Source organism: Paenibacillus catalpae, from assembly GCF_900112695.1.
GTDB lineage: Bacteria > Bacillota > Bacilli > Paenibacillales > Paenibacillaceae > Pristimantibacillus > Pristimantibacillus catalpae.
Genome location: NZ_FOMT01000001.1, coordinates 1,576,470 through 1,601,684, shown reverse-complemented (window position 1 = coordinate 1,601,684; position 25,215 = coordinate 1,576,470). Strand labels below are relative to the sequence as shown.

The following is a 25,215-nucleotide window of genomic DNA, read 5'->3' as shown; positions in this document are numbered from 1 at the left end:
GAGAAATGGTCTGTTTGATTATTGGACCCATGCCAGCTTCTCCGGATTGGAGACCGAATAAATGGAACGAATTTTTTTGGCCTGTTCATCGGGCTCGAAGAGGTAGACTTTCACAGGTTTATCATCCTCTAGTTGCAGTAAGCCTAGCTGGCCGCTGATGATTGCCGGACGCCAGCTTCCTTCGAAGGCGCCTTTTCGTGCAATGCCTTCCAGGAAAGCAAGAATTCTTTGAGGACCAATGATCGGATTAAAGGCAGAGCGTACAATGCCTCCGCCGTCAGCTAACATTACGGCATCATCGGTAAGCAGATGAATAAAGCTTTCCAGACGGCCGGTATAGATGGCTTCGGAGAAGGATTGAACAAAGCGGGTCATCGACTCGTCTAACGCGGCTTTATTGTCCTTGTCCTGAGCAGTGGAGTGACCAATCTTGGCGGATGCACGGCTGAAAATTTTCCGGCAGGCCGCTTCGGTTTTGTCCAGCATGGCAGCAATCTCGGCATACTCATAACCAAAGGATTCACGCAGTACAAATACGGCACGTTCAGGCGGTGTACAGGTCTGTAATAGAACGAGCAGGGCGTAACCCAGTTGTTCATGCTGGATAACATTATCAAGCGGCGATGATTGCGGCGCTCCATCCATCACGGGCTCGGGAAGCCATTGCCCGGGATAGCTTTCGCGCTTCCGCGGAGCTGACTTCATCAGATTTAAGACACGGTTCGTTAGCAGCTTGACCAGATAAGCTTTTGGATGCACGATGTCGATCCCATCCGACTTACTGACGGTAACGAACACATCCTGGACGACATCTTCCGCTTCACTCATAGAACCAAGCATCCGGTAAGCAATTGAGGTGAGCAGCGGTTTATACTCCCGGTATAGGTGTTCAATTTCCAATGCTGTATCGTTTGCCGTCAACTCACATCGACCTCCAAATATTAACTAAAATGATCATAGCGTAACGCACGACAAGAAACCACCCTCATTGTTGAGGTGTGGTTTCTTGCGGCTGCTTGGCGGGATTAGTTCTCGAAGCAGCCCTGAAAATGCCCGCAGCGATCGCAATGCGGTTCCTCCAGATTAAACGTATTGGGTTGGTTTTGTTATCTAAGACAATGAATAGACCGGATTTGTGACAGGGGGGCGAAAGTTTTTTTGAAAAAAAAACGGATTGACTAAAGCGGCAATCCGTTTTACACTAACACCAGTTATTTAGTAAATTACTAAATCAGTAAACTAATGAATGATCCCGCGGACTCATTCCAATCCAATGATGAAAGAAAGTTCGAGGTAATCAATATGTTTTCCAATCGTTATGTCCGAACTATTATCTGCTCCCGGGTGCTGCTGCACCTTGGGATATGGATCCGTAATTATGCCGTCCTTCTGTATGTAACGGATTTGACCAGCAATAATCCGATTTATGTATCCCTCATCTCGGTAGCGGAATTCGCCCCAATCTTCCTGTTCGCCCTAATTGGCGGAACGTTAGCTGACCGATGGCGGCCAAAGAGGACGATGGCGGGGAGTGATTTGCTCTCAGCCATATCGGCAGTGGCCGTCCTGCTTGCGCTGATGAACGGCGGCTGGACCGCCCTGCTTATCGGATCGTTTATTTCGGCCAGCCTGTCTCAATTCTCCCAGCCTTCGGCCATGAAGCTGTACAAACGTCATGTCCCGCCCGAACAGCTGCAAGGGGTTATGGCGATGTCCCAAACGCTTGTTGCGATCTTTATGGTACTTGGTCCGGTTATCGGCACCCTTGTCTATCTGAAGCTTGGTATTCACGTCTCTCTAATTATGACAGCCGTGTTGTTCCTGGGTTCATCCTTCATATTGGCGACACTGCCTCGAGATACGGAGGAGTCAAACACAGAGACGAATTCCAGCTTCATGAAAGAGTTAACAGCGGGATTACGCTATGTCTGGTCGAATACAGCCTTGCGAGCATTGTGTCTCGGTTTTGCCGTAGTCGGATTTGCATCCGGACTAACTCAGCCGCTTCAAATTTTCATCGTTGTCGAGCAGCTAGGACAGGATACAGCTTTCCTGCAATGGCTGGTAATGACGAACGGTGCTGCTATGTTAATTGGGGGGATTGCGCTGATGAGATTAGCGAAAAAAGCGAAGCCGCAGCTGCTGTTCATCACGGGCCTGCTCATTACGGCTGTCTGTACAATCGGAATCGGCGCATCCACGTTTATTTGGCTGACCATTGTCTTATTAATCATCAGCGGATTGGTGTATCCGTCCATACAGGGAGGTATTCAGACGCTTATTGTGCAAAACACGGAGCTCGCCTATATGGGCAGGGTATCCGGGGCAATCATGCCTGTTTTTATGGGGATGATGGTTATTGGCATGTTCCTGTCGGGTTATCTCAAGGAGACGTGGTCCTTGTTGGCGGTATACGCCCTTAGCGGCGTCATTATTATAGCCGGAACCTTTCTGCTGCTGCGACTTGGAGGCAGGGAGGTTAGCAGATAGGCGAGCGGCACATAAATTCCTCTGAATCGTGCAAATTAAGGAAATCGAATTGCCTACGAGAGGAGTACGACCATGTCGTATCATAAAGACCTGCCGCAGTTTCCGGAATCCTATTGGACTGCGAGCCAGCATGAACGTCCCAAGTATCCGAAGCTGGAGCAAGACACTGAAGCAGACGTTGTTGTGGTAGGGGGAGGAATATCCGGTATAACGACGGCGTATCTGTTAAGCCAAGAGGGGCTTCGTGTTGTGCTGGTGGAAGCCGGCGAGATTCTTAACGGAACAACGGCTCATACAACGGCCAAAATAACCGCTCAGCATGATCTGATCTACGATGAGCTCATCCGTTCGGAAGGCAAGGAAAAAGCTTCGCTTTATTATCAGGCAGCTAAAGACGCGATGAATTTCATCCATCAAACGATAGACAAGCTTCAGATCGAGTGCGGCTATAACGAGCAGGATGCCTATGTATACACTCATCATGTGGACTATACCGTGAAGGTGGAGAATGAAGCGAAGGCTTATCAGGAGCTTGGGATTCCAGGCGCTTATCTGGACCGTATGCCTTTGCAGATTCCGTTATTTGGAGCCGTTCGAATGGACGGCCAGGCGCAGTTTCATCCGCTGAATTATTTGCTCAAGCTGGTTCAGGAATTCCTTAAGGCAGGCGGCCGGATCTTTGAGCATACAACAGCCGTGGACGTGGAGCAGGTAGATACGCCTAAAGTGATGACAAACGATGGGCACCGGATCAATTGCAAATACGTCGTATCCTGCACCCATTTTCCGTTCTATGACGGTCAGGGATTTTATTTTGCCCGAATGCATGCGGATCGTTCCTATGTGCTTGGTTTGTTGGTAGAAGAAGAATATCCCGGCGGGATGTATTTAAGCGCGGAGGATCCGAAGCGCTCCATCCGTTATGCACCTCTGGATGACCAGAACAAGCTCATCATTCTGGGGGGACAGAGCCATAAGACGGGGCAGGGAATTTGCACGATCAATCACTATGAAGAGCTTCGCAAATTTGCGGAGAACCAGTTCAAGCTCAAAGAAATTGCTTACAGATGGTCGGCGCAGGATCTCGTAACAGGAGACAAGATTCCTTTCATCGGGCGGATCACGGCGTCCAATCCGAACATCTTTATAGCAACAGGCTATCGAAAATGGGGGATGACGAACGGGACTGCAGCAGCGCTGATCATCCGCGATCTTATTCTGGAGCGGGAAGATCCGTACGCAGGCCTATTCTCGCCTTCGCGTTCCTTGTCCTGGAAGACGGTTGGCAAGCTCATCACGGATAATGCGGACGTTGCCAAGCATTTGATCGCAGGCAAGCTCGAATTTGTTAAGAAACAACCGGAGCAGCTTGAGAAGGATGAGGGCAGCGTTGTTCAAATACATGGTCGGCGGGCTGGCGGATACAGGGACAAGGAAGGTCAGCTGTTTCTCGTGGATACGACCTGTACCCATATGGGTTGTGAAGTGGAATGGAACAACGGGGAGCGGACCTGGGATTGCCCTTGCCATGGATCCCGCTTCTCGATTACCGGCGAAGTGCTTGAGGGACCTGCCGAGAAGCCTTTAGTACGTCTATAAGCAGCAATCAAGCGAAAACCAGCAAAGATTCCTGATCCACAGGGAGTCCGGCTGGTTTTTTCGTTTCGATTAATTCCGGGTCTATAAGAAGGCCTATAGAAGCTTAACGGGCTGGCGACTGAAAGCCGTAATTTTTTTGTCGAAATGGGTTTACCTCGGAATGGATTTTTGTTATTATAACTGCAATATGAAATGCATTGACGAGACGAGTAGGTAAATCAATTCTTTCCCAGAGAGCTCCGGTACGCTGAAAAGGAGCAAAGAGTTATTTATTGAAGAAAGACTCTGAGCAGCGCATCGGAACCGGTACATGAAGGGGATGGTGCGACAGGAGCTCCTGTTATAGAGCTAGAGTATAAGCATTCCATTGATAATGCCGTACTCGAAGAGGCTGGTATGGCAACATACCTGCGAATTTAGGGTGGTACCACGAGGATTCCAATCTCGTCCCTGAGACTACGGTCTTGGGGGTGGGATTTTTTTATTTTCTGCAAGCAAAGGGAAATATACCGCATACATGTAAGGTACGGCATACAAAATCAGACGGAGAGGATTTGAAAAACTTATGTCACAAAAACTTAAAGTTGGTATTGTTGGGGGAACAGGCATGGTTGGTCAGCGCTTTGTTCAATTGCTGGATCAGCATCCTTGGTTTGAAGTAACGGCGATTGCGGCGAGCGCGGGCTCGGCTGGCAAAACGTATGTTGAATCTGTTCAGAACAGATGGAAGCTCGATACGCCAATCCCTGAAGCTGTTAAAAATATCGTAGTGCAGGACGCTTCGAAAGTCGAAGAGGTGGCTTCTGGCGTAGATTTCGTATTCTGCGCGGTAGATATGCCTAAGAAAGAAATTCAGGCGCTGGAAGAAGCTTATGCCAAAACAGGCACTCCTGTAGTATCCAATAACTCGGCTCATCGCTGGACGCCGGACGTACCAATGGTTATTCCGGAAATTAACCCGGATCATCTCGAAGTGATCGAGGCACAAAGAAAACGTCTCGGTACAACTACCGGTTTTATTGCCGTAAAACCAAACTGCTCGATTCAAAGCTATGTTCCGGCTCTTCATGCTTTGCGTGAATTTAACCCAACAACGGTTGTTGCCTCGACGTACCAAGCGATTTCCGGTGCCGGCAAGAACTTTACGGACTGGCCGGATATGCTGGATAACGTTATTCCTTACATCGGCGGCGAAGAAGAGAAAAGTGAGCAGGAGCCGCTCCGCATCTGGGGCAGCGTAGAGAACGGCGAAGTCGTGAAAGCAAGCTCGCCGCATATCACGACTCAATGTATCCGTGTTCCGGTGACGGACGGACATCTGGCTACTGTATTCGTGAAATTCGACAACAAACCTTCGAAGGAAGACATTCTTGCGCGCTGGTCCGAATTCCAAGGCCGTCCGCAAGAGCTGGGTCTGCCAAGCGCGCCTAAGCAATTCATTACGTACTTCGAAGAAGAGAACAGACCGCAAACGAAGCTCGACCGTGATATTGAAAAAGGCATGGGCGTGTCCGTCGGCCGTCTGCGCGAAGATTCGCTGTATGATTTCAAATTCGTAGGCTTGTCGCATAACACCCTTCGCGGCGCAGCCGGCGGTGCTGTATTGATCGCCGAACTGCTCAAAGCAGAAGGTTATATCCAAGCGAAATAATAGCGATACATGCAGCAAGCTCCCCCAGAATAGCTGGTAAGGAGCTTGCTGCTTTGCTTTTAGACAAGGAGGAGAATAACAGATGAAATGTGCAATCCTGGATGATTACCAGAACGTTGCCTTAAGTATGGCGGACTGGTCGGCTGTGAAGGACAGGCTTGAGCTGCAAGTATTTAATCATCATTTCGAGGATCAGGATGAACTGGTGGCGGCCATTGAAGCCTGCGAGATTGTTGTCATCATGCGCGAAAGAACGCCGTTCCGAAGAAATCTCCTTCAGCGTCTGCCTAATCTGAAGCTACTGGTGACAACCGGTATGCGTAACGCTTCTATCGACCTTGCGGCTGCTGCTGAACAAGGCATTACGGTATGCGGAACTAAAGGGGGAGGCGAGGGGACAACCGAACTGACCTGGGCACTGATTCTCGGCCTTGCAAGAAACCTGGTGTTTGAGAATGAAGTCGTAAGATCCGGCGGCTGGCAAAGCACGATTGGCGTAGATCTTCGCGGCAAAAGACTTGGCTTGCTTGGTCTTGGCCATATCGGGACAAACGCGGCAAGGATCGGACAAGCCTTCGGCATGGAGGTGATGGCGTGGAGCCAGAATCTTACCGCCGAGAAAGCGGAAGCAGCTGGTGTGACGCTGGCTTCCTCCAAGGAAGAGCTGTTGGAGAGCAGTGACATTGTTTCGATTCATCTTGTATTAAGCGATCGAACGAGAGGATTAATTGGCGCCGCAGAGCTTGAGCGGATGCGACCGACAGCCTTTCTTATCAATACTTCCCGCGGACCAATCGTTGACCGCGAAGCTTTGCTGGACGCTCTTCGCAGCGGCAAAATTGCAGGGGCGGGGATCGATGTGTTCGAGCAGGAGCCGCTGTCTCAGGATGATCCTTTCCGCACGCTGCCGAATGTGCTTGCAACACCGCATATCGGTTATGTGACGGAAGCGGCTTACCAGGGATTTTACAAAGGGATTGTAGAAAATATCGAAGCTTATCTAGCCGGTGCACCGGCAAATGTTCTTCGTTAATGGAATAAAGCCGCCCCTTCATAGCGAAGAGGCGGCTTTATTGATTCTTATTGTTTTTTCACCGTAATACTTCCATTGTCGGCCGTAAGCTTAACAAGCGTTTTCCCGTCTCCAACAACGGTATTGCCTTTGTACTTGTCGAAGATATTAATTCTTCCGTTATCAACATGGGTATAGAAGGAGACGTCCGTTGGCTCCGTTTCCGTCTGAATCATGATTCTGCCATTGTTGGTATCAAGGGTGATGTTCTGTGTGATCTCTTTGGTCAGCACCGTAATGGAGCCATTGTCCGTTCTTCCTTCCAACACTCCCGTGACATGATCCAAAGTGATTTTCCCGTTGTCGGCTTTGACCTTCACCGCTTGAGATGCGGTGTCGCTGAATTCAATTCGTCCATTGTCGGTTGAGGCTTGAATCGAAGCGACATTGAGCTGCTTCGCCATAATATAGCCATTATCATTGGTGATTTTTAGTTCATTGTATTGCTTTTCAGGTAAATAAACTTTCAAGGTTAAAGAATCCTGATGGAAGCTAAAGTTAAACCATTTGTGGTGATCTTTATTCATGCTAATAAACAAGGTTGAATCTTCCGCTTTAACGCTTAATTGCGGCTTTACGTTGGACATTACTTTTCCGTCTAGCTGAATATTTACATCCTGATCGGCGGAGGGGAGAATTTCGACACGGGTATTATCAGAGTTGATAGCAATGGCAGCAACTTGCGCGCCGGGAACCGTTTGTTGCTCCGAAATTTCTCTGCCTTCATCACCGTACTGATAAGTAAACAAGCTCCCCGCCAAACCAATAAGGATGAGGACGGCCGCTGCACCCCATAATTTTTTCTTAGTTGTCATGCTTGAGCCCTCCTTTAACAAGAGCAACATTATACTTCAAATAACTGATCGATGCTTTCTTCGCAAGCTTGGTCACATACCACATACCCATTCCGATCAGGATGCCTATTCCGCACATGCCAAGCGAGAAGAATAAATCGAATAGGATGAAGGTGTCAGGGTGAAAAAAAGCATCAACAATAACAAGAAGCGGTGAACCTAGGAAGGCTAAGGATACCGCCCATCCGGCGAATATCACGCCAGCTACTCCAACAGCGGGGCCAAGCACGATAACCAAATTGAAAAAGCTTAATCCGATTACGGCCCAAGCCGCTCGAATAATACTCCCGGCAGATGAGCTTGCCGAAGCCTTCTTCACATGATAACCGGCAAGCAGCTCTTTGGCGATGTGAGCAGGGGAGCCTAATGCGGCCGCAATTTCTTCTTCGGATTTTCCTTCCTCCAGCCCAAATACAAAATGCTCTTCATAATCATGTAAAATATCCGCACGCTCCAGCGAGGGAATCCCCTTTAACTCAGCATCTAATTGGTGCAAAAAGTTATTTCTCGTCATTGTTCACACCTTCCTTAATCAATTGATTGACACCATTTGCAAACTCATTCCATTCCGCTATCAGCTCATAGAGATAAGTTCTTCCTTTGTCTGTCAGTCTGTAATACTTCCGGGAAGGTCCTTCTGTAGACTCCTGCAAATAGGTTGTGAAGTATTCTTCATTCGTCAACCGGCGGAGGATAGGGTAGATGGAGCCTTCGGAAATTTCAATCTGGCTGGATATTTTTTGAACCAACTCATATCCATATCGGTCTTGCTTATCCAGCAAGACAAGCACGCATAATTCCAACACACCCTTTTTAAATTGGACATTCAATGGGTAAACACCTCGTTTTGTTTATAGCATAGTACTATACATTGAACAGTACCTGTTTATATCTATGGATGACGCTATTACAATATACCACCCGGTACTGTTTATTGCAAGGTACTAAATGAAAAACAACAGAGTTGTTTTATTATTCATGAATAATTTTGCATCAATTGGAAGAAAATTAGAAAACCTTCTAAATCGGATACCAAGGAGACAACGAACATGGCGAATGATAAACCGAATAAGCCTCAGGACGAATCGCGCAGAAGGTTTCTTAAGTATTCAGGCACTGCTCTTGGCGGCGTAGTCCTCGGGGGAGTTATCGGCGGACTTGTAGGCTCTAATCTCAATAACAATGCGGAGGAAAAGACACCGGCTCCGGAAGGCAAGCAGCCAGCAGCAGACAACAAAGACTATAACCAGGCTTTGATGTTCTTTAATCAGGATCAATTCCTGACGGCAGAAGCAGCCGCTGAGCGCTTATTCCCTGCCGATGATCTGGGACCAGGGGCGAAAGAGCTTGGGGTAGCCTTTTTCATGGACCATCAGATGGATAGTCAATATGGCTATAATGCAAGGGACTATATGCTTCCGCCTTATTACAAGTCTGAAGAGACCCAGGGTTATCAGCTGATCTTTAAGCGCAGAGAGCTGATCGCGCTTGGACTTGATGCCATGAATCAATACAGTAATACCAAGTACAAGAAGCCGTTTGTAGAAATTGCGCCGGAGGAACAGGATGCGGTTCTGACGGCATTCGAGAAGAATGATATTGGAATCAAGGATGTTCCCGCCTCCAACTTCTTCGCGATGTTTCTTAATCTGACGCTGGAGGGGGCATACTCTGACCCGCTGTACGGCGGAAATAGAAATATGGCGGGCTGGAAAATGAGGAATTTCCCTGGCAACCAGATGAGTTATACCGAGTACATCGATAAAGAAGAGTTTGTGAAACTAGAACCGTTAAGCTTGCATGATCATCTGGAGCTAGGATAGAGAAGGGGTGTAGCAAAAATGGCGACTAAACTACCAAAGGTTCCTGTAGTCATTGTCGGAATGGGCTGGGTCGGCGGCATTATCGCTGCCGAACTGACGAAGGCTGGCATTCCCGTTGTTGGATTAGAGCGGGGCAAAAGCCGCAATACGCAGGATTATTATCACGTACATGACGAGCTTCGTTACGCAGCGCGTTATGAGCTGATGCAGGATTTGTCCAAAGAGACGGTCACATTCAGAAACACAATGAAGATGAGAGCATTGCCGATGCGTACTTACGGTTCATTCTTGCTCGGCGACGGGATTGGAGGGGCGGGGGTTCACTGGAATGGTCAATATTACAGGTTCCTGCCTTATGATTTCGAGATTTACAGCAAAACCGTTGAGCGTTACGGCAAGAAAAAAATTCCCGAGAATATGACGCTCCGAGATTGGGGAATTACCTATGATCAGCTTGAGCCATACTTCGTGAAATACGAACAGATGGCGGGCATCTCGGGAGAAAAGGAAGTACCGCCTACGGTTGGCAAGATGTCGGTCCCTTATCCAACAGCTCCGATGAAGAAATCACCCGGAATGAAGCTGTTTGAAGAAGCAGCGAAGAAGCTGGGCTACCACCCTTATGTCATTCCGTCAGCTAACCTGTCAGAGGTCTATAAAAATCCGGATGGCGTAGAGCGCGCTCCTTGTCAATATTGTGGGTACTGCGAAAGGTTTGGCTGCGAATACGGTGCGAAAGCGGATCCTGTCGTTACGGTGCTGCCGGTTGCCAAGCAGACAGGCAAGCTCGATCTTAGGACCCATTCGAATGTCACTCAAATCATTCATAACGGAAAAAAAGCGACAGGCGTTACTTATATACATACGCCAACAGGGGAAGAGTATACCCAGCCTGCCGATGTCGTCATTCTGGCAGGATATGTTTTTACGAATGTGAGACTGCTCTTACTCTCCAAGCTGGGAGAGCCCTATGATCCAAAAACGGACAAAGGATCAGTTGGACGCAACTATGCTTACCAGGTGAATGGGGCAAGCACGAGTGCTTTTTACGAAGACCGTGAATTTAATCTCGCTATGGGAGCAGGAGCGCTTGGCAGCAGCATCGATGATTTCAACGGCGATAACTTCGACCACAGCGACTTGAAATTTCTGCATGGCGCGAACATCCGCTTTACGCAGACGGGCTTAAGACCGATTCAATACCAGCCCGTTCCGGCAGGTACGCCGAAGTGGGGCTCCGAATTCAAGAAGGCTACGATTCATAACACGAATCGGGTGTTATCGGTGACCGGACAAGGCGCAAGCATGCCAAACCGTTATCACTTCCTGGATCTGGATCCGGAATATAAGGATGCGCTCGGTTTGCCGCTTATCCGGATGACCTTCGATTTCGAAGACCAGGACCGCGAGCTCGTGAAGTTTATTGCCCAGAAGACGAAGGATATCGCTGATCAGATGGGGGCAACCAAAACGGAGATTCACGATTCGATCAAGCAATATAATATTGTGCCCTATCAGTCTACCCATAACACGGGAGGAACGATTATGGGATCGGATCCCAAAACCTCGGTCGTAAACAATTATTTGCAAATGTGGGATGCAGAGAATGTGTTTATCTGCGGAGCCTCTAACTTCCCGCATAACAGCGGATATAACCCTACCTCAACGGTAGGCGCTTTGGCTTATCGGACAGCTGAAGGCATTCAGAAATATTTGGATAAAGGCGGTTCACTCGTGTGAGCAATCAGACGGATACGATCGACAGCGATCTGATCAGTCATTTGTCCGAGCTCCGCAAGCGCCTCATTTATGTGGCAGGCTGGTTTATAGCTTCGTTATGTGCGGGGCTGTACGCAGCGCCAAAAATACTGACGTTTGTCAAAGGACACTTGGGTTCTATTGAAGTGGAATGGAGCGTCTTTGCTCTGTCGGACGGCATTGCGGTATACATGAAATGCGCACTGCTGGTCGGGATCATTCTTACGCTGCCTTTCCTGATGTATCACCTGTGGGCATTCGCAAGACCGGGCATGACCGAGGCCGAAGCCAAAAGCACCCTATTGTATGTACCAACCTCATCCGTGCTGTTTATATGCGGCGTGTTGTTCGGATATACGGTGGCTTTGCCGATGATGATCCGGTTCATGGTCAAGCTTAATCAGTCGATGGGAGCCCAAGAGGTCTATGGCATCCAGCATTATATGTCGTTTCTCATCAGCTTCCTGCTGCCGATGGGGGTCGCCTTTGAAATGCCGCTTGTCATGACCTTTCTGACCCGTATCGGGTTACTGACTCCTGGCAAGATGAAGCAGGTTCGAAAATTTGCGTATGTAGGTCTGGCAGTTGTGGGAACACTTATCTCACCTCCGGATTTTGTATCCCATTTGTCTGTGACCGTTCCACTAATCATACTCTTCGAGATTAGTGCTTTTATCTCGACGCGTTACTATAAACGGAAACTTGCTGTACAAACGACTTAATTGTGGAGGGAAAAGTTATGTTTAACAATGTAGGGGTTTCTGGGCTGATTATCATATTAGCCATCGCTTTAATCGTGTTTGGACCGGCAAAGCTGCCGCAGCTCGGAAGGGCCTTTGGCGATACGCTTCGTGAATTCCGGAATTCCACCAAAGGGATTGCCGATGATGAGCCTGAAGCCAAATCGAACATTATTGAACTGGACCAGTCAAAAAATTAAAACAAAAAAGGAGACAGCTGCCATGAAATTCCGTAAGCTGCTTATGATCGCTGCGCTTGCCGTCACCGTAATGGGGACTGCTGCAGGCTGCGGTTCAGGCTCAGACAATGAAACTAACAACGCCAACACAGGAACAAACGCCGAAACAGGCAATAACGCCGGCACTGATGCCGGAACAGGTAATAATGTGGGAACGGGTAACAATGCAGGCAATAATGCCTCGGGTGGGGGCGGAGAGAAAGCCATCACTGTCAAAGCTGCCAATTTCGAATTTGATCAGCCAGAAATCCGCGTCAAAAAAGGCGATAAAGTCAAAATCACTTTAAATAACGCAGAAGGCTTCCATGGTCTGGCGATTCCTGATTTTAATGTAGACATCAAAGAAAATAACGGCACAGCCGAGTTTGTTGCAGATAAAGCCGGTGAGCATGAATTCCAATGCTCCATTGTCTGCGGTGCCGGACATAGCAAGATGGTTGGCAAGCTGATTGTTGAATAGAGTTCTTTGGGAAAGCCGCGATATTCGCGGCTTTTTGTTTTGTTTTAGGAATGGTAAGATTATCATTACCGTAATGATGCAGGATATAAGAGGAAAGAGGCAAGAATTGATGAGTATTAAACAAATGACGCAAGTTTACTGGGATACATTGGTTCATCCCGTGTTAGATAATCGGCCAATCTATCTGGTAACAACCGACTGTGGCTTAGTTCAAGTAACACTCCCTCATGAATCTTCTTTGGAGAACGTTCAGGCATGGGTGATGAAAAAAGTTCCGAATGCTTTTCTTATGCAAGAACCTGCTAAGGTGGCACCTTATAAGCTTCAATTGCAGGAATACCTGGATGGTAAACGAAAGGAATTTACGTTCACGTTGGATTTTCGCGGTACCCCGTTTCAGAATTCGGTCTGGCAGGCTTTGTTTAACATCCCGTACGGGGAGATGAGAAGCTATGCAGAAATCGCGGAAAGTGTCGGTAAGCCAAAGGCAGTTCGGGCGGTTGGCACGGCAAACGGCATGAATCCGATTCCTATTGTTGTTCCATGTCACCGGGTGATTGGCAAGAATAATACGCTTACCGGATTTAGAGGCGGATTGCAAATGAAAGAAGAGCTGCTCCATTTGGAGGGTGTGCAGTCTTTTAAGAACAAAGGACATGCGAAATATCGCTTCTAAGAAAGAAAGGACATCTTGCCATGACGTTTAAGACCAAGATCAGACGAATGGAGCTTACCTTGGAAAAAGGATGTGATAATACGTGAAAGAAAAGGTTGTCCAGGCTTTCGATCAGCTCGCTGCCGTGTATGAACAGACGGTTGATCTTAGCAGCGGTCATAACGCTTTCTATGAACGGCCGGCTATGATGAAGCTTTTGCCGGAAGATCTGTCCGGTAAGACCGTACTTGATGCCGGCTGTGCTGCCGGCTGGTATACCGCGCGGTTTGCGGAACGCGGAGCGCAAGTGACCGCCATTGACTTGAGCCCCGAGATGGTTGCCGCATGCAAAAGAAGAGTTGGAGACCAGGCCAACGTATCCGTCTGTGATCTCAGCGAGCCGCTGCCGTTTGAGGATGAGTCCTTTGACTTTATTGTCAGTTCGCTTACTCTTCATTACCTAAAGGACTGGGGTCCTACCTTCCGTGAGTTTCGCCGTGTGCTGAAGCCAGGCGGTACCCTGCAATTTTCAATTCATCATCCGTTTATGGATTATCAGCATTTTGAACGGCCGGATTATTTCGCTCACGAGCTGTTAACCGATGTGTGGAAGAAGAAGGAGACGGGTCCCATCGAGGTGACCTTCTATCGGAGACCGATGATGGATATTGTTAACGCGACCGCGGAGCATTTTACGCTTGATCAGATGATTGAACCGCAACCGAGCAAGGATTTTATCAATCTTCCCGAAGCGGCCGACTGGTATGGGCGCTGGTATGAACGATTGATGACGTATCCATGGTTCCTCATTGTAAGAGCAAGGAAATAACAATCCGCTTTAAAGTTAATATTTTTCTAACACAGTTCAAATACGCGGTTAATACAGTTCCTTTATGATAGAAAAAAACATAAAGGAGCCAATTAACCAATGTCGACAATTAAATTGCAAAAAACCGAACCCGTGAGAATGCCGGAGTACCGGATCAGCGAAAGCGAATCGATGCAATACAAGCTGCTTTATCAAATTCGGATGGGCAACATGAGTACAAGTGAACTGGATAAGCTTCAATTCCTGTGCAAAAGCGAGCTTCATCAGCTTCGCTCCGAACTGGATACCAAGCTGCAGGAGCTGCGTGATTTGAATAATCAAATGCAAGGCAATACCGATGATAACAAAGAAAAAGATAAGGAAAGCATCGCTGCTTAAGAGGCAATGATGCTTTTTTTATTTCGTCGAATACCATTCAGGACATATGTCCTTTTCGGAATCCGCCGCTCATCGTTTAATAGAGGGAGCATGATGAACGGGAGGAAGACGGGAATGAAAGGCATAATTTATGCTGTATTGGGCGGTGTATTCCTAACGCTGCAAAGTACAGCTAATGCGGCAATCGGAGATCAACTCGGGACCTGGCAGGCTGCGGCTTTAACCCAAGGAACGGGTTTTGCTGCTGCCATGCTTATCGTATGGCTGACCGGGGACCGCTCATGGAAAAAGCTGAGACAGGTAAAGCTGCCTTATCGCTTCGGCGGGGCACTTGCGGCCTTTATTATTTTCAGCAATATCACCGCATTTCACCATAATGGCGCTGCAGTAACAGTCTCGGCTGTTCTGATCGCCCAAATTCTTGTCACTTTGGGAATGGAGAAAGCCGGATGGTTCGGTCATTCCGCAATGCGTCTCCGAGCTCCGCAATGGATCGGAATAGCACTTATGATAACCGGCATCTTATGTTTATCCTTCTGAGAGGTTAAAATATCCAATAAGAAGGAGATGCAGTGATGAAAGAAATGATGGATACCAAGCGGATACACCAGTATCTAACCGAATATGCGTTGGACGATGTTTTCCCAAGCTCGCTGCGGCAGCACTTGGCCTTGTACCGGTTCGAGCCGGAGGAAGCGCTATGCACGCAAGGCGAGGTGCCGGAATATATCTTTTTTCTCATGCGCGGAAAAGTCAAAGTATATACCACGTCGGCAGAGGGCAAGACGCTGCTAATTAATTTCACATCCCCGCTTGGCGTCATCGGAGAGATTGAGTGTCTGAACGAGCTGGAGAATCTGAATACGGTATCTGCGGTCACGCCAGTAGAGGCGGTAGGCTTTCATAAACGCTGGCTGCGTCTGTATCGGGAGGAAGTACCGTTCCTGCAATTTATGCTGCAGCTGGTTACGCACAAGTTTTATAATAAATCGGTATCGCTTAGCTTTAATCTTCTGTATCCGGTTGAAGTCCGGCTTGCAAGCTATTTGCTGTCTGTCACCACGCTTGATGATGCGAAGGTAAGCACCGCTAATCTGAAGGATACGGCGAATCTGATCGGCACCAGCTATCGGCATTTGAACCGGGTTATTCTGCAATTCTGCAGCATGAGCCTGATTGAACGTAACCGCGGTACCCTGGTCGTGAAGGACCGCAAGGGGCTCGAAGCCGCAGCCGGGCGGAATATATACGAGAATGGAGATCGGAGGGAGCATAGATGATAACGGGCATTCTTTTGGCTCTATTGGCAGGGGCGCTCGTCAGCGTTCAGACCTTGTTCAACAACAATGTAAATACGGTTCTGCATTCGAATTCAACAACGGCCCTCGTGTTAGGAATGGGCTTTATCGCTTCGCTTTGTATGGGCTTCTTGTTTGAAGGAGCGGATTTTCTGAGCTGGAAGGCCATGCCGGCATGGTTCTGGTTCAGCGGCGTGCTTGGTATAGGCGTGGTCACCTGCGTAGTTAAGGGGGTTCGGCTGCTAGGCCCAAGCTATGCGACGACGATCGTCATGACATCGCAGCTATTATGTGCTTTATGGTGGGATTCGGCTGGTTGGTTCGGGCTGGAGCAAGTGCCATTCACAGCTCAGAAAGCGATCGGGGTAACCGCGCTCATCGCCGGTCTCCTTCTGTTCAAATCTAAGCCCAAAGAGATGAAGCAGAGAGGGATGCAGCATGAACTTTCGTAAAGTCGCCGTAATTGGCGGCTTATTTTTATGCTACTATAACAGGATAGTTTAATGTAAGAGAGGGAAGTACATGCAGCAAGAGAACGTACAGCTTAGAATGGAAAGGAACGAGGACAGCTTCCTTCAAGGAGTAAAAGATTGCGTACCCACGTTATTAGGTTATCTAAGCATCGGATTCGCGGCAGGCGTTGTTGGTCATACCTCCGGATTAAGCGTGCTTGAGGTTACCCTCATGTCCGTCCTTATTTATGCAGGCTCTGCACAATTTATTATTGCCGGAATGGTGGCGGCGCAAGGCTCGATAGCAGCAATTATTTTTACGGTATTTATCGTTAATCTTCGGCATCTCCTGTTAAGTGCGGCAGTGTCTCCTTATTTCCGACACTTGACGGCCTTTAAGACGATGATCATTGGTTCCTTGCTTACGGATGAGACGTTTGGCGTTGCTATTAACAAGGCAGCCAATACGAGAGCGCTCAGCGAGTCATGGATGAACGGCCTTAACGTGACAGCTTATCTCAATTGGATCCTTGCCACGATGGCGGGTGCTTTCTTGGGGCAATGGATTACGAATCCCGAGAAGTTCGGGCTTGATTTTGCCCTGTCTGCCATGTTTATTGGACTGCTCGTTCTGCAGATGATAGGGCGCAAGAAGCTGGCAAGAGATTTGGTCGTCATCCTGTGTGCCGTTGGCATCGTTGTAGGAGTCGGCATGGTGACGTCGGGCAGTGTTGCGGTTATTATCGCAACCGTAAGTGCAGCAACAATAGGAGTGTTGATTGAACGATGGAAATAAGATGGGAGATATTCGCTGTTATTCTTGGTGCTTCAATAGTTACCTTTCTTCCGCGGGTGCTTCCGCTTATGGTGCTTAGCCGCCTGCAAATACCGGATTGGGCGATGCGGTGGTTAAGTTATATACCGGTTGCCGTTATGGCCGCTTTGCTTGGCAATGAACTGCTGATGACAGACGGGAAGCTGACCTCCCTTAAGGATAATATTGAATTATTTGCCGCTCTGCCAACTTTTCTTGTGGCTATTTTTACCCGCAGCTTGTTGGGAACGATTGTCGTTGGAGTTGTATCTGTCATGCTGTTGCGGGCTTTCTTATAAAGGTCAATCTATTCCAATCAGCCCTCGTCATGTTAAAATGTGGAAACGAAGCGTGGACGCAGGTCAGGAGGGACTTATAGAATGGTCATTATTATCATTATATTTATGGTTATTGTCATAATGGGAATCATCAGCTTGGAGCATAAACTTAAGGAAAAATTGAGGAATGATGAACGGATCATTGCCAGACTGGACATTCTCATTAATGACTTAAGAGCAGAACGGAAAGAAAATGCATGAGGATAACGTACAGAAAAAAGATCTCACCTGCGAACTATTATCCAAGACAAAAGTAACAGGATGTTGCTTCAAAGCTTGGGGGAAGTTGTATGAGATCAGCCATTCATCATCAGAAAGCAAAGAAACGAGGCATCTGGAAAAAGCTCGTTCTTGCCGTTGTTATTGCAGGCATAGCGATTGCCGCTGCGGGCATGGTCATTTTTAACATGCTGGTTGCGAGGCAAGATGTATCCTTGCTGGAGGAGCCGCTGCCGGCGGCCACTATTTTTTACGATCAGAGCAAAAAGGAAGTCCTGCGAATTTCACCTAAAAAAGCCGAAGCCGTCAGCTATGACAACTTGCCTGAGCAACTAATCGAAGCGGTTGTCGCCGTAGAGGATAGAAGGTTCTTCGAGCATAGCGGGACGGATCTTCAGGGGATTGGCCGCGCCTTGCTGACTAACCTGACCAATGGCAGAACGGTGGAGGGGGCAAGCACCATTACGCAGCAGCTGGCGAAGAATGTATTTCTCAGCCAGGAGCGGACATGGACAAGGAAATGGAAGGAGCTCCTGCTCGCCGAGAAGATCGAGAAAAACTACGATAAGCAGCAAATTATCACCTATTATTTAAATCAGATTTATTTTGGAGAAGGAGCTTGGGGAATTAAGAAAGCATCTCAAGTGTACTTCGGCGTCGATGTGGATGATCTGACCCTTACGGAGTCTGCGCTGCTCGCGGGTATCGTCAAGGCACCTTCCGCGCTTTCGCCATATAGCCATCCGGAAGAGGCGAAAGCCCGCAGGAATGTGGTGCTGAAGCTCATGAAGGATCAGGGCAAAATTGATCTGTCGACCTACGAAGCGTCGATAAAGGAACCGCTGCATATTCGGGATTCGAAGCCAAGCAGCAGTGACGCAATCAAATATCCTTATTTCATCGATCAAGTGATTCGTGAAGCAGGTCAAATGTACGGACTGACGGAAAATGAAGTGCTGCACGGCGGTCTCCGGATTTATACGACCCTGAGCACTCAAATGCAGGAAGCCGCCGAGAAGGTCTATTCGCAGGACAGTCTGTTCCCGGCAAGCCGTTCCGATCGGATTATTCAAAGCGGAGCTGTGCTGGTTGATCCAAGAGATGGCGGAATCCGGGCTCTTATTGGCGGTCGGGGCGAACAGCCATTCCGCGGATTTAACCGGGCCGTTCAACTGAAACGCCAGCCGGGTTCAACGATGAAGCCGATCTCGGTGTATACGCCGGCATTAGAACAAGGTTACGCGCCAGAGGATACGTTGATGGATGAACCGGTTAATTTCGGGGGCTATCAGCCTAAGAATGCCGGCGGCAGCTATCATGGCGAAGTAACGATATATGAGTCGATTATTCATTCGTATAATGTGCCTGCTGTCTCTTTGTTGAATGAGATGGGTATTGAAGCAGGCATGGAAGCAGCAGGCCGGTTCGGGATTGAGCTTACCGATCAGGACCGGACGCTTGGTCTGGCGCTTGGCGGGCTTCAGGAAGGGGTATCCCCTTTAGATATGGCTGAGGCGTTTGGTGTATTTGCGAATGACGGGACACGGATACCTGCACATTCCATAACGCTTATTGAATCGGCGGAAGGGGAGCTTGTGGCCGAGGCCGATACGAACAATAGCGTAAAAGTAACGGAACCAGCGGTTGCCCGCACGATGACCGCAATGCTTGAAGGGGTCGTGAAGGAAGGGACCGGCGATGTTGCATCACTTGGGAACCGACCGGTAGCCGGTAAGACGGGCACGACGGAAATGCCCGGGACGGGCGGACAAGGCATGAAGGATAACTGGTTTGTCGGCTATACTCCGCAGCTTGTCGGAGCCGTGTGGCTCGGATATGATCATACGGATGAGAGCCATTATTTGACGACTACGTCCAAGGCTGCGGCAGCCGTATTCCAGAGGCTGATGACCGAAGCACTCGTGAATGAATCTGTGATGGCTTTCCCTAAAGCGCCGGGTATGCCTGCCAAATCCAAAAAACCGGAGAAGCCAAAAGGTGAGAAGCCGGACAAAAAGCCGGACAAAAAGCCTAAACCTGACCGTCCTGGCAAGGATGATAAAGATCATAAAAAAGCAGATGAGCATAAAGGAGGGAAGGGCAGAGGAAAAGAGGATGATTGAGATTAATAACGAGCCCTTTGGTTGATATTCAAAAACGGGTATGTTAAGATACCTGTAATTTAAGGATTGGGGTTGAAAAAATGTAGAACCTTCTTGCGATGATAAAAATTAATAAAACAAACCAGAGCCTCAACGATAACGGTTGTTTTATTTTTTTATGCGCGAGAAAGTTACTACATCTTTTTCACTCAATGAATATCCCTTTCCAGCCCAGCATATGGAATGCCGGGGATGGATTTGCTGTATTTATTTGAGCTGTGAGAAAGGTAACTTTCTTGCAGCTCTTTTTGATCTACAGGGGGAATTTATATGTCAATGATTAATGTAACGAACCTTACGTTTGCCCATGACGGCAGCTACGATTATATTTTTGAGAATGTAAGCTTTCAGATCGATACGGATTGGAAGCTTGGTTTTACCGGCCGTAACGGCAGAGGGAAGACCACCTTTATGAATTTGCTGCTTGGGAAGTACGAATACGACGGGAATATTTCGGCAAGCGTCAGCTTTGAATATTTTCCGTTCCATGTGGAGCATCCGGAATATCTCACGACCGATGTCGTGGAGGAAATCTATCCGGATTATAAGCAGTGGGAGTTAATGCGCGAGTTAACGCTGCTTCAAGTGTCCGATGACGTCCTCTACCGGCCGTTTAATACTTTATCCAACGGGGAGCAGACGAAAATATTGCTGGCCGCTTTATTCCTGAAGGAAAACAGCTTCCTGCTCATTGACGAGCCAACCAACCATCTGGACATGAACGCCAGAAAGCTGGTCAGCCAGTATTTAAACAGCAAGAGCGGTTTTATCCTCGTCTCCCATGACCGTACCTTCCTGGACGACTGCGTTGACCATATTCTCTCCATCAATAAGACGAATATTGAGATTCAGAAGGGCAACTTCTCGGACTGGTGGGAGAACAAAGAACGTCAGGATAACTATGAGCTGGCAGAGAATGATAAACTCAGGAAAGATATTAAAAGGTTGTCCGATGCAGCCAAACGCACGAATAATTGGTCGCATGAAGTAGAGAAGACCAAAAACGGCACAAGAAACTCCGGCTCCAAGGTGGATAAAGGGTATGTCGGGCATAAAGCAGCGAAAATGATGAAACGCTCAAAGTCGATGGAGCAGAGACAGCAGTCCGCGATTGACGATAAATCCAAACTGCTCAAAAACATCGAGAGCTCGGACAGCTTGAAGATCTCGCAGCTTGCTTATCATAAGCCTCAGCTTGTGGAACTGGAGCATGTCACGATCTATTACGGCGAGAAGGAAGCATGCTCGGATATCAGCTTTACGATTGAACAAGGGGAGCGTATCGCGCTTTCCGGCAAGAATGGCTCCGGCAAGTCGAGCCTCATCAAGCTCATCTGCGGAGAGGATCTGACGTATACCGGTACTTTCCGTAAAGGGAGCCAGCTGAAAATATCCTATGTTTCTCAGGATACATCCCATCTGCAGGGGAATCTGACGGACTACGCCAGGGACCATGGCATTGATGAAAGTCTCTTCAAAGCCATCTTGCGCAAGCTGGATTTCTCCAGGATTCAGTTCGAGAAGGATATTTCCGCCTTCAGCGGAGGGCAGAAGAAGAAGGTTCTGATCGCCAAAAGTCTTTGCGAGAAAGCTCATTTGCATATTTGGGATGAGCCGCTCAACTTTATTGACGTTATCTCCCGGATGCAGATCGAAGAGCTCCTGCTGGAGCATTCGCCAACCATCTTGTTCGTGGAGCATGACAGGGCATTTTGTGAAAATATCGCTACCAAGATTGTGGAGCTGTGATGCCAGCGCGCATAGGAATAGGCCGCCCTTCGGTTTCGAAGGGCGGCCTATTTGTACTTAATAAATAAAATGAGCCCTGCATGAAAGCAGGGCTGAACAAATGATTGCGCAACAAAAAGAATCGTGCTATAGTTAGAAGATCTCTGCAGATCTATTCATGTTATGCATAGTTATTACATCTTATCTATACTTATATAATAGCATGCAGTGTCTTCAAATGTCAAATCATTTTTTTCGAATTTTTTTTCGAAAAGGAGAGTGTGTATAGCAATGATGGAGAAAGAATGGAAACTGGAGCAAGACCGGTTAAACAAAGTGACGGAAAAGCTGAAGGAGCGCATGGCCGAGCTTCAGCCCGAAGTGGATCAGCTGTATGGTCAGGCATCGGATATGCGCAGGCATTTCTGGGAGGAGGTCACGGTTAATACAAGTACAGAGGAAGATTTCGAGGAATCTTACTTCAGTATCAAACAGCAGGTTGCGTTGCTGTCCGAACGGGAGCGAAGCCATCAGAAACGCCTGCAGCAATGGAAGAACATGAAGCGGCTGTTGCAATCTCCTTATTTCGGTCGAATTGATTTTACGGAGAAAGGTCTTGGCCACACCGAACAAGTTTATATCGGAGTATCTTCCTTCCTTGCATCGGACGGGATGGATTTCCTGATTTACGACTGGCGTACGCCGATTGCAAGTCTTTATTATGACCATTCTCCAGGTCCTGCTGCTTATGCAACACCAGGCGGGTTGATTTCAGGAACGATGGAACTTAAACGGCAATATCAGATTAAAGGCAATGAACTGATCAATTTCTTTGATGCGAGCGTTACGATTGGCGATTCCCTGCTGCAGCAGGTGCTTGGTCAAGGCGCCAATAATCAGATGAAAAGCATTGTAGCCACCATTCAGAAGGAACAGAACGCAATTATACGCAATGATTCGAGCCGGATGTTGATCGTGCAAGGAGCTGCCGGAAGCGGTAAAACCTCGGCAGCCTTGCAGCGGGTCGCCTATTTGCTCTATAAACACCGGGAGCGGCTGAAGGCCGATCAGATTGTTCTTTTCTCGCCTAATTCAATGTTTAACAGTTATGTATCGACCGTTCTTCCGGAGCTTGGCGAGGAGAATATGCAGCAGACGACCTTCCAGGAGTATCTGGGACATTGGCTTGGAGGAGAGATGCAGCTTGAGGATCCGTTTGACCAGATCGAGTATGTCCTGACAGCTCAGGAAACCGAAGGATATGAAGCAAGAATTGAAGGTATCCGCTACAAAGCGTCGGAAGCTTTCCTGCATGCCCTTCAGCACTATGCAGAGTGGCTGGGCAAAGAAGGCATGCGATTTACGGGCATCCGCTTCCAGAATCGCGATCTGATTACGGCCGAACAGATAGCAGAGCAATTCTACAGCTATGATGCTTCCGTCAGGCTGTCTAACCGGGTTATTCTGCTGCAGGAATGGCTGCTGAAGGAACTGAAGAGAATTGCGCGCAGGGAGCAGGAGGCAGACTGGGTTGGCGATGAGCTGGATTACCTCGATAATGACCAATACGCTGAGGCGTACAGTGAGCTCCTTAAGAAGTTCCAGCGCGACGAGGAAATGTTTGAAATATCCGAGCGGTATGCTGAGGTTCAAGACCGGCTCCGCAAGTTTGAGAATCTGGGAGAGGATAATGTCTTCGACTTTTCGGATCAGCAGGAGGTTATGCTTCGCCAAATGATTGTGAAAGAGCATTTCAAGCCGCTGCGGCGGATGGTGAAGCGGATGAAGTTCGTGGATATAAACGGACTGTACGGCCAGCTGTTTGATGAGAAGGAATCGGCCTATCTTGCCATGACAGATGGTGAAGAAGTGCCGCCGCATTGGCTTGAGATAGCCAGACAAACACGGGAGAAGCTGGGCCGCGAGGAGCTGTACTATGAGGATGCAACGCCGTATCTGTTCTTGAAGGAGTTAATTGAAGGAGCCAGGATGAATACGATCGTCCGGCACATCTTTGTAGATGAGGGGCAGGACTATTCGCCATTCCAATATGCTTTTCTGAAGAGATTGTTCCCTAACGCCCGAATGACCGTATTAGGCGATTTTGGGCAGGCGATCTTCACGCAGTCAACGAATCTGCAAGGCGGAGATACGCCACTCGTAAGGTTGTACGGAGAATCGGAAACTTCGTTAATCGCTTTATTAAGAAGCTATCGGTCGACCAAGGAAAATGTGGAATTCACAAGAAGCATGCTGCCAGGCGGAGAGGAGATTCAGCCGTTCGACCGAAGAGGCCGGAAGCCGGTCATTACAACCGCACATAACCGTAACTCCCTGATCGGTCAACTCGCTCATGATCTGAAGGCCATGAAAGCAGAAGGCCTTGGTTCCATTGCCGTTATTACGAAGACTGCGGCCGAAAGTAAGGAAGCTTATGAGGCACTGACAGCGTTAGGACTGGGAGAAATTCGTCTCGTTACGAAAGACACCCTTACCTTCGAGACCGGTGCGATGGTTATCCCGGCTTATCTGGCTAAGGGCGTGGAATTTGATGCCGTATTGATCTATGATGCATCATCGGAAGCGTACAACCGTGAAAGTGAGCGGAAGCTCTTCTATACGGCTTGTACTCGTGCGATGCACCTGCTGAATCTCTATATCCACGGCGAATGGGCACCTTATCTGAATTCCGTGAACAAAGAATTATATGAGGTTCAAGCCTTGGAATAAGCATTCGCCAACTCAGCAAAGTATTGAATCGTACAATCTCTGAAGGAAGCAGAGGCTTGGGTCAAATACCGTCCCTTGGGCCAGTGAAGAGAGATGGAGCGTTCACAGTAACTTTCCTGCAGAGGAATCGTTACGACGTCCGGCCCGGTAGAGCCTCCCCAAGTAATGGCTGGCAGGAAAGCTAGACCTTGTCCAGCCCGAATGAGACCGCGGACGGTGGCAGGATCATCGCTCTCGAACTGAATATGTGGCGTGAAGCCGGCAAGCCGGCAGAACGCATCCGTTGTTTCACGGAGCGATTTGCCCGGAGGAAGGCTGATGAATCTTTCCTCCTTCAATTCCTCCAGACTGATACGATCCCGCGCGGCATAATGGTGGTCGGAAGGCAGGGCCACAACAATGGACTCCCGGAGCAAAGAGACCGAGTTGCAGTCAGGCGGAGGTGTGGCGCCGTCCGACAGACATAAGTCAAATTCAAAGGCATGATCACCGGGCAAGGCATGCTGCAGCAGATGAAATTGCGTATCCGGCTTTGATTTGCGGTATTCCGCAAGCAGACCGGGAAGCAGGTGGGAGGAGACCCGAACGTCCAGTGTAATAAACTCGGAAGGAGCTTCCGCCAGATCCCTCAGCTCCCGCTTGCCGTCTTCCAAGGCCTGCAGAGCAATATCGACCTTGCTTAGAAAATGCCTGCCGTGCTCATTGAGCCGGATTGTTTTATTCGTTCTCTCGAATAGCTTGACCCCTAATTCGGCTTCCAGGGAAGCAATCATTTTACTCAAGGCCGGCTGGGAGATGTGAAGCCGCTGGGCGGCCTGCGTCATATGCTGCATACGGGCGGCTGTCTGGAAATATTTCAATTGCAGGAGTTCCATTTTGTTCACCTTAACTTTCCGTTTCGTCATAACCCTTTAGTTATAGTTGCT

General features: G+C 48.5%; 26 protein-coding genes and 1 other annotated feature. Of the genes, 21 read left to right on the top strand and 5 right to left on the bottom strand.

Annotation, left to right across the window (positions count from 1 at the left end):
- Window positions 1-18: 18 nt before the first annotated feature.
- Window positions 19-921 carry a sigma-70 family RNA polymerase sigma factor gene (locus BM200_RS06945; RefSeq protein WP_091183014.1) on the bottom strand — a complete coding sequence of 301 codons (903 nt, stop codon included), beginning with the start codon at window positions 919-921 and terminating at the stop codon, window positions 19-21.
- A 381-nt stretch (window positions 922-1,302) separates the two neighbouring features.
- On the opposite strand from BM200_RS06945, the gene BM200_RS06940 reads away from it, so the two are divergent.
- From BM200_RS06940 to BM200_RS06925, 4 genes are all read left to right on the top strand, one after another.
- Complete coding sequence (locus BM200_RS06940) at window positions 1,303-2,490, top strand: MFS transporter (RefSeq protein ID WP_091183011.1); 1,188 nt, start codon at window positions 1,303-1,305, stop codon at window positions 2,488-2,490.
- Between the two features lie 72 nt (window positions 2,491-2,562).
- Window positions 2,563-4,089, top strand: coding sequence for an FAD-dependent oxidoreductase (locus BM200_RS06935; RefSeq protein WP_091183009.1), 1,527 nt, complete (start codon window positions 2,563-2,565; stop codon window positions 4,087-4,089).
- Between the two features lie 188 nt (window positions 4,090-4,277).
- Window positions 4,278-4,544, top strand: a binding site (T-box leader).
- A 110-nt stretch (window positions 4,545-4,654) separates the two neighbouring features.
- Window positions 4,655-5,740 (top strand): aspartate-semialdehyde dehydrogenase, encoded by a 1,086-nt coding sequence (gene asd / locus BM200_RS06930; RefSeq protein WP_091183001.1) that lies wholly within the window; start codon window positions 4,655-4,657, stop codon window positions 5,738-5,740.
- A gap of 82 nt (window positions 5,741-5,822) precedes the next feature.
- Window positions 5,823-6,773 carry a D-2-hydroxyacid dehydrogenase family protein gene (locus BM200_RS06925; RefSeq protein WP_091182999.1) on the top strand — a complete coding sequence of 317 codons (951 nt, stop codon included), beginning with the start codon at window positions 5,823-5,825 and terminating at the stop codon, window positions 6,771-6,773.
- A 47-nt stretch (window positions 6,774-6,820) separates the two neighbouring features.
- Here the strand turns inward: BM200_RS06925 and BM200_RS06920 are convergent, their stop codons facing one another.
- From BM200_RS06920 to BM200_RS06910, 3 genes are read right to left on the bottom strand one after another with little or no spacing between them, the layout of a single operon-like run.
- Entirely contained in the window at window positions 6,821-7,627 is an 807-nt protein-coding gene (locus tag BM200_RS06920; RefSeq protein ID WP_175532762.1) for a DUF4097 family beta strand repeat-containing protein, read from the bottom strand.
- On the bottom strand, window positions 7,617-8,180 hold the full coding sequence (locus BM200_RS06915; RefSeq protein ID WP_091182994.1) for an HAAS signaling domain-containing protein: 564 nt from the start codon (window positions 8,178-8,180) through the stop codon (window positions 7,617-7,619). Before BM200_RS06915 ends, BM200_RS06920 begins: the two co-directional genes overlap by 11 nt.
- Entirely contained in the window at window positions 8,167-8,496 is a 330-nt protein-coding gene (locus BM200_RS06910) for a PadR family transcriptional regulator (protein WP_091182992.1), read from the bottom strand. Before BM200_RS06910 ends, BM200_RS06915 begins: the two co-directional genes overlap by 14 nt.
- Window positions 8,497-8,715: 219 nt before the next feature.
- Between BM200_RS06910 and BM200_RS06905 the strand changes: the two genes are divergently transcribed.
- The 17 genes from BM200_RS06905 to helD all read left to right on the top strand — a co-directional run bounded on the left by BM200_RS06905 (window position 8,716) and on the right by helD (window position 24,289).
- Window positions 8,716-9,489, top strand: a complete 774-nt coding sequence (locus BM200_RS06905; protein ID WP_091182988.1) for a gluconate 2-dehydrogenase subunit 3 family protein — start codon at window positions 8,716-8,718, stop codon at window positions 9,487-9,489.
- 18 nt (window positions 9,490-9,507) lie between these two features.
- Window positions 9,508-11,229, top strand: coding sequence for a GMC family oxidoreductase (locus BM200_RS06900; RefSeq protein WP_091182985.1), 1,722 nt, complete (start codon window positions 9,508-9,510; stop codon window positions 11,227-11,229).
- A complete protein-coding gene (gene tatC, locus BM200_RS06895) occupies window positions 11,226-11,969 on the top strand; it encodes a twin-arginine translocase subunit TatC (RefSeq protein WP_175532761.1) in 744 nt (247 codons plus the stop codon). Before BM200_RS06900 ends, tatC begins: the two co-directional genes overlap by 4 nt.
- A 17-nt stretch (window positions 11,970-11,986) precedes the next feature.
- A complete protein-coding gene (gene tatA / locus BM200_RS06890; protein ID WP_091182983.1) occupies window positions 11,987-12,187 on the top strand; it encodes a twin-arginine translocase TatA/TatE family subunit in 201 nt (66 codons plus the stop codon).
- 22 nt (window positions 12,188-12,209) lie between these two features.
- Complete coding sequence (locus BM200_RS06885) at window positions 12,210-12,686, top strand: cupredoxin domain-containing protein (protein WP_091182981.1); 477 nt, start codon at window positions 12,210-12,212, stop codon at window positions 12,684-12,686.
- A gap of 109 nt (window positions 12,687-12,795) precedes the next feature.
- Window positions 12,796-13,362, top strand: coding sequence for a methylated-DNA--[protein]-cysteine S-methyltransferase (locus tag BM200_RS06880; RefSeq protein ID WP_091182980.1), 567 nt, complete (start codon window positions 12,796-12,798; stop codon window positions 13,360-13,362).
- Window positions 13,363-13,444: 82 nt separating this feature from the next.
- Window positions 13,445-14,170 carry a class I SAM-dependent methyltransferase gene (locus BM200_RS06875; RefSeq protein WP_091182978.1) on the top strand — a complete coding sequence of 242 codons (726 nt, stop codon included), beginning with the start codon at window positions 13,445-13,447 and terminating at the stop codon, window positions 14,168-14,170.
- 99 nt (window positions 14,171-14,269) lie between these two features.
- Window positions 14,270-14,548 carry a hypothetical protein gene (locus tag BM200_RS06870; RefSeq protein WP_091182976.1) on the top strand — a complete coding sequence of 93 codons (279 nt, stop codon included), beginning with the start codon at window positions 14,270-14,272 and terminating at the stop codon, window positions 14,546-14,548.
- A gap of 114 nt (window positions 14,549-14,662) precedes the next feature.
- Entirely contained in the window at window positions 14,663-15,088 is a 426-nt protein-coding gene (locus BM200_RS06865; protein ID WP_091182972.1) for a DMT family transporter, read from the top strand.
- Between the two features lie 35 nt (window positions 15,089-15,123).
- Window positions 15,124-15,828 (top strand): Crp/Fnr family transcriptional regulator, encoded by a 705-nt coding sequence (locus BM200_RS06860; RefSeq protein ID WP_091182970.1) that lies wholly within the window; start codon window positions 15,124-15,126, stop codon window positions 15,826-15,828.
- Window positions 15,825-16,298 carry a DMT family transporter gene (locus tag BM200_RS06855; RefSeq protein WP_091182968.1) on the top strand — a complete coding sequence of 158 codons (474 nt, stop codon included), beginning with the start codon at window positions 15,825-15,827 and terminating at the stop codon, window positions 16,296-16,298. The genes BM200_RS06860 and BM200_RS06855 overlap by 4 nt, the downstream gene beginning before the upstream one ends.
- Window positions 16,299-16,368: 70 nt before the next feature.
- On the top strand, window positions 16,369-17,094 hold the full coding sequence (locus BM200_RS06850) for an AzlC family ABC transporter permease (RefSeq protein WP_091182965.1): 726 nt from the start codon (window positions 16,369-16,371) through the stop codon (window positions 17,092-17,094).
- A complete protein-coding gene (locus BM200_RS06845; RefSeq protein ID WP_091182962.1) occupies window positions 17,085-17,411 on the top strand; it encodes an AzlD domain-containing protein in 327 nt (108 codons plus the stop codon). The genes BM200_RS06850 and BM200_RS06845 overlap by 10 nt, the downstream gene beginning before the upstream one ends.
- Window positions 17,412-17,492: 81 nt before the next feature.
- Window positions 17,493-17,651 carry a hypothetical protein gene (locus BM200_RS29905; RefSeq protein ID WP_175532760.1) on the top strand — a complete coding sequence of 53 codons (159 nt, stop codon included), beginning with the start codon at window positions 17,493-17,495 and terminating at the stop codon, window positions 17,649-17,651.
- Window positions 17,652-17,740: 89 nt separating this feature from the next.
- The gene (locus tag BM200_RS06840) at window positions 17,741-19,792 is read left to right on the top strand and encodes a transglycosylase domain-containing protein (RefSeq protein ID WP_091182959.1); all 2,052 of its coding nucleotides are present in this window, start codon (window positions 17,741-17,743) and stop codon (window positions 19,790-19,792) included.
- Window positions 19,793-20,101: 309 nt separating this feature from the next.
- Window positions 20,102-21,580, top strand: coding sequence for an Lsa family ABC-F type ribosomal protection protein (locus BM200_RS06835; RefSeq protein ID WP_091182956.1), 1,479 nt, complete (start codon window positions 20,102-20,104; stop codon window positions 21,578-21,580).
- 270 nt (window positions 21,581-21,850) lie between these two features.
- Entirely contained in the window at window positions 21,851-24,289 is a 2,439-nt protein-coding gene (gene helD / locus BM200_RS06830) for an RNA polymerase recycling motor HelD (protein WP_175532759.1), read from the top strand.
- On the opposite strand, the gene BM200_RS06825 is transcribed toward helD, so the two are convergent.
- Window positions 24,274-25,164, bottom strand: coding sequence for a LysR family transcriptional regulator (locus BM200_RS06825; RefSeq protein WP_091182954.1), 891 nt, complete (start codon window positions 25,162-25,164; stop codon window positions 24,274-24,276). The genes helD and BM200_RS06825 overlap by 16 nt on opposite strands.
- Between the last annotated feature and the right edge of the window lie 51 nt (window positions 25,165-25,215).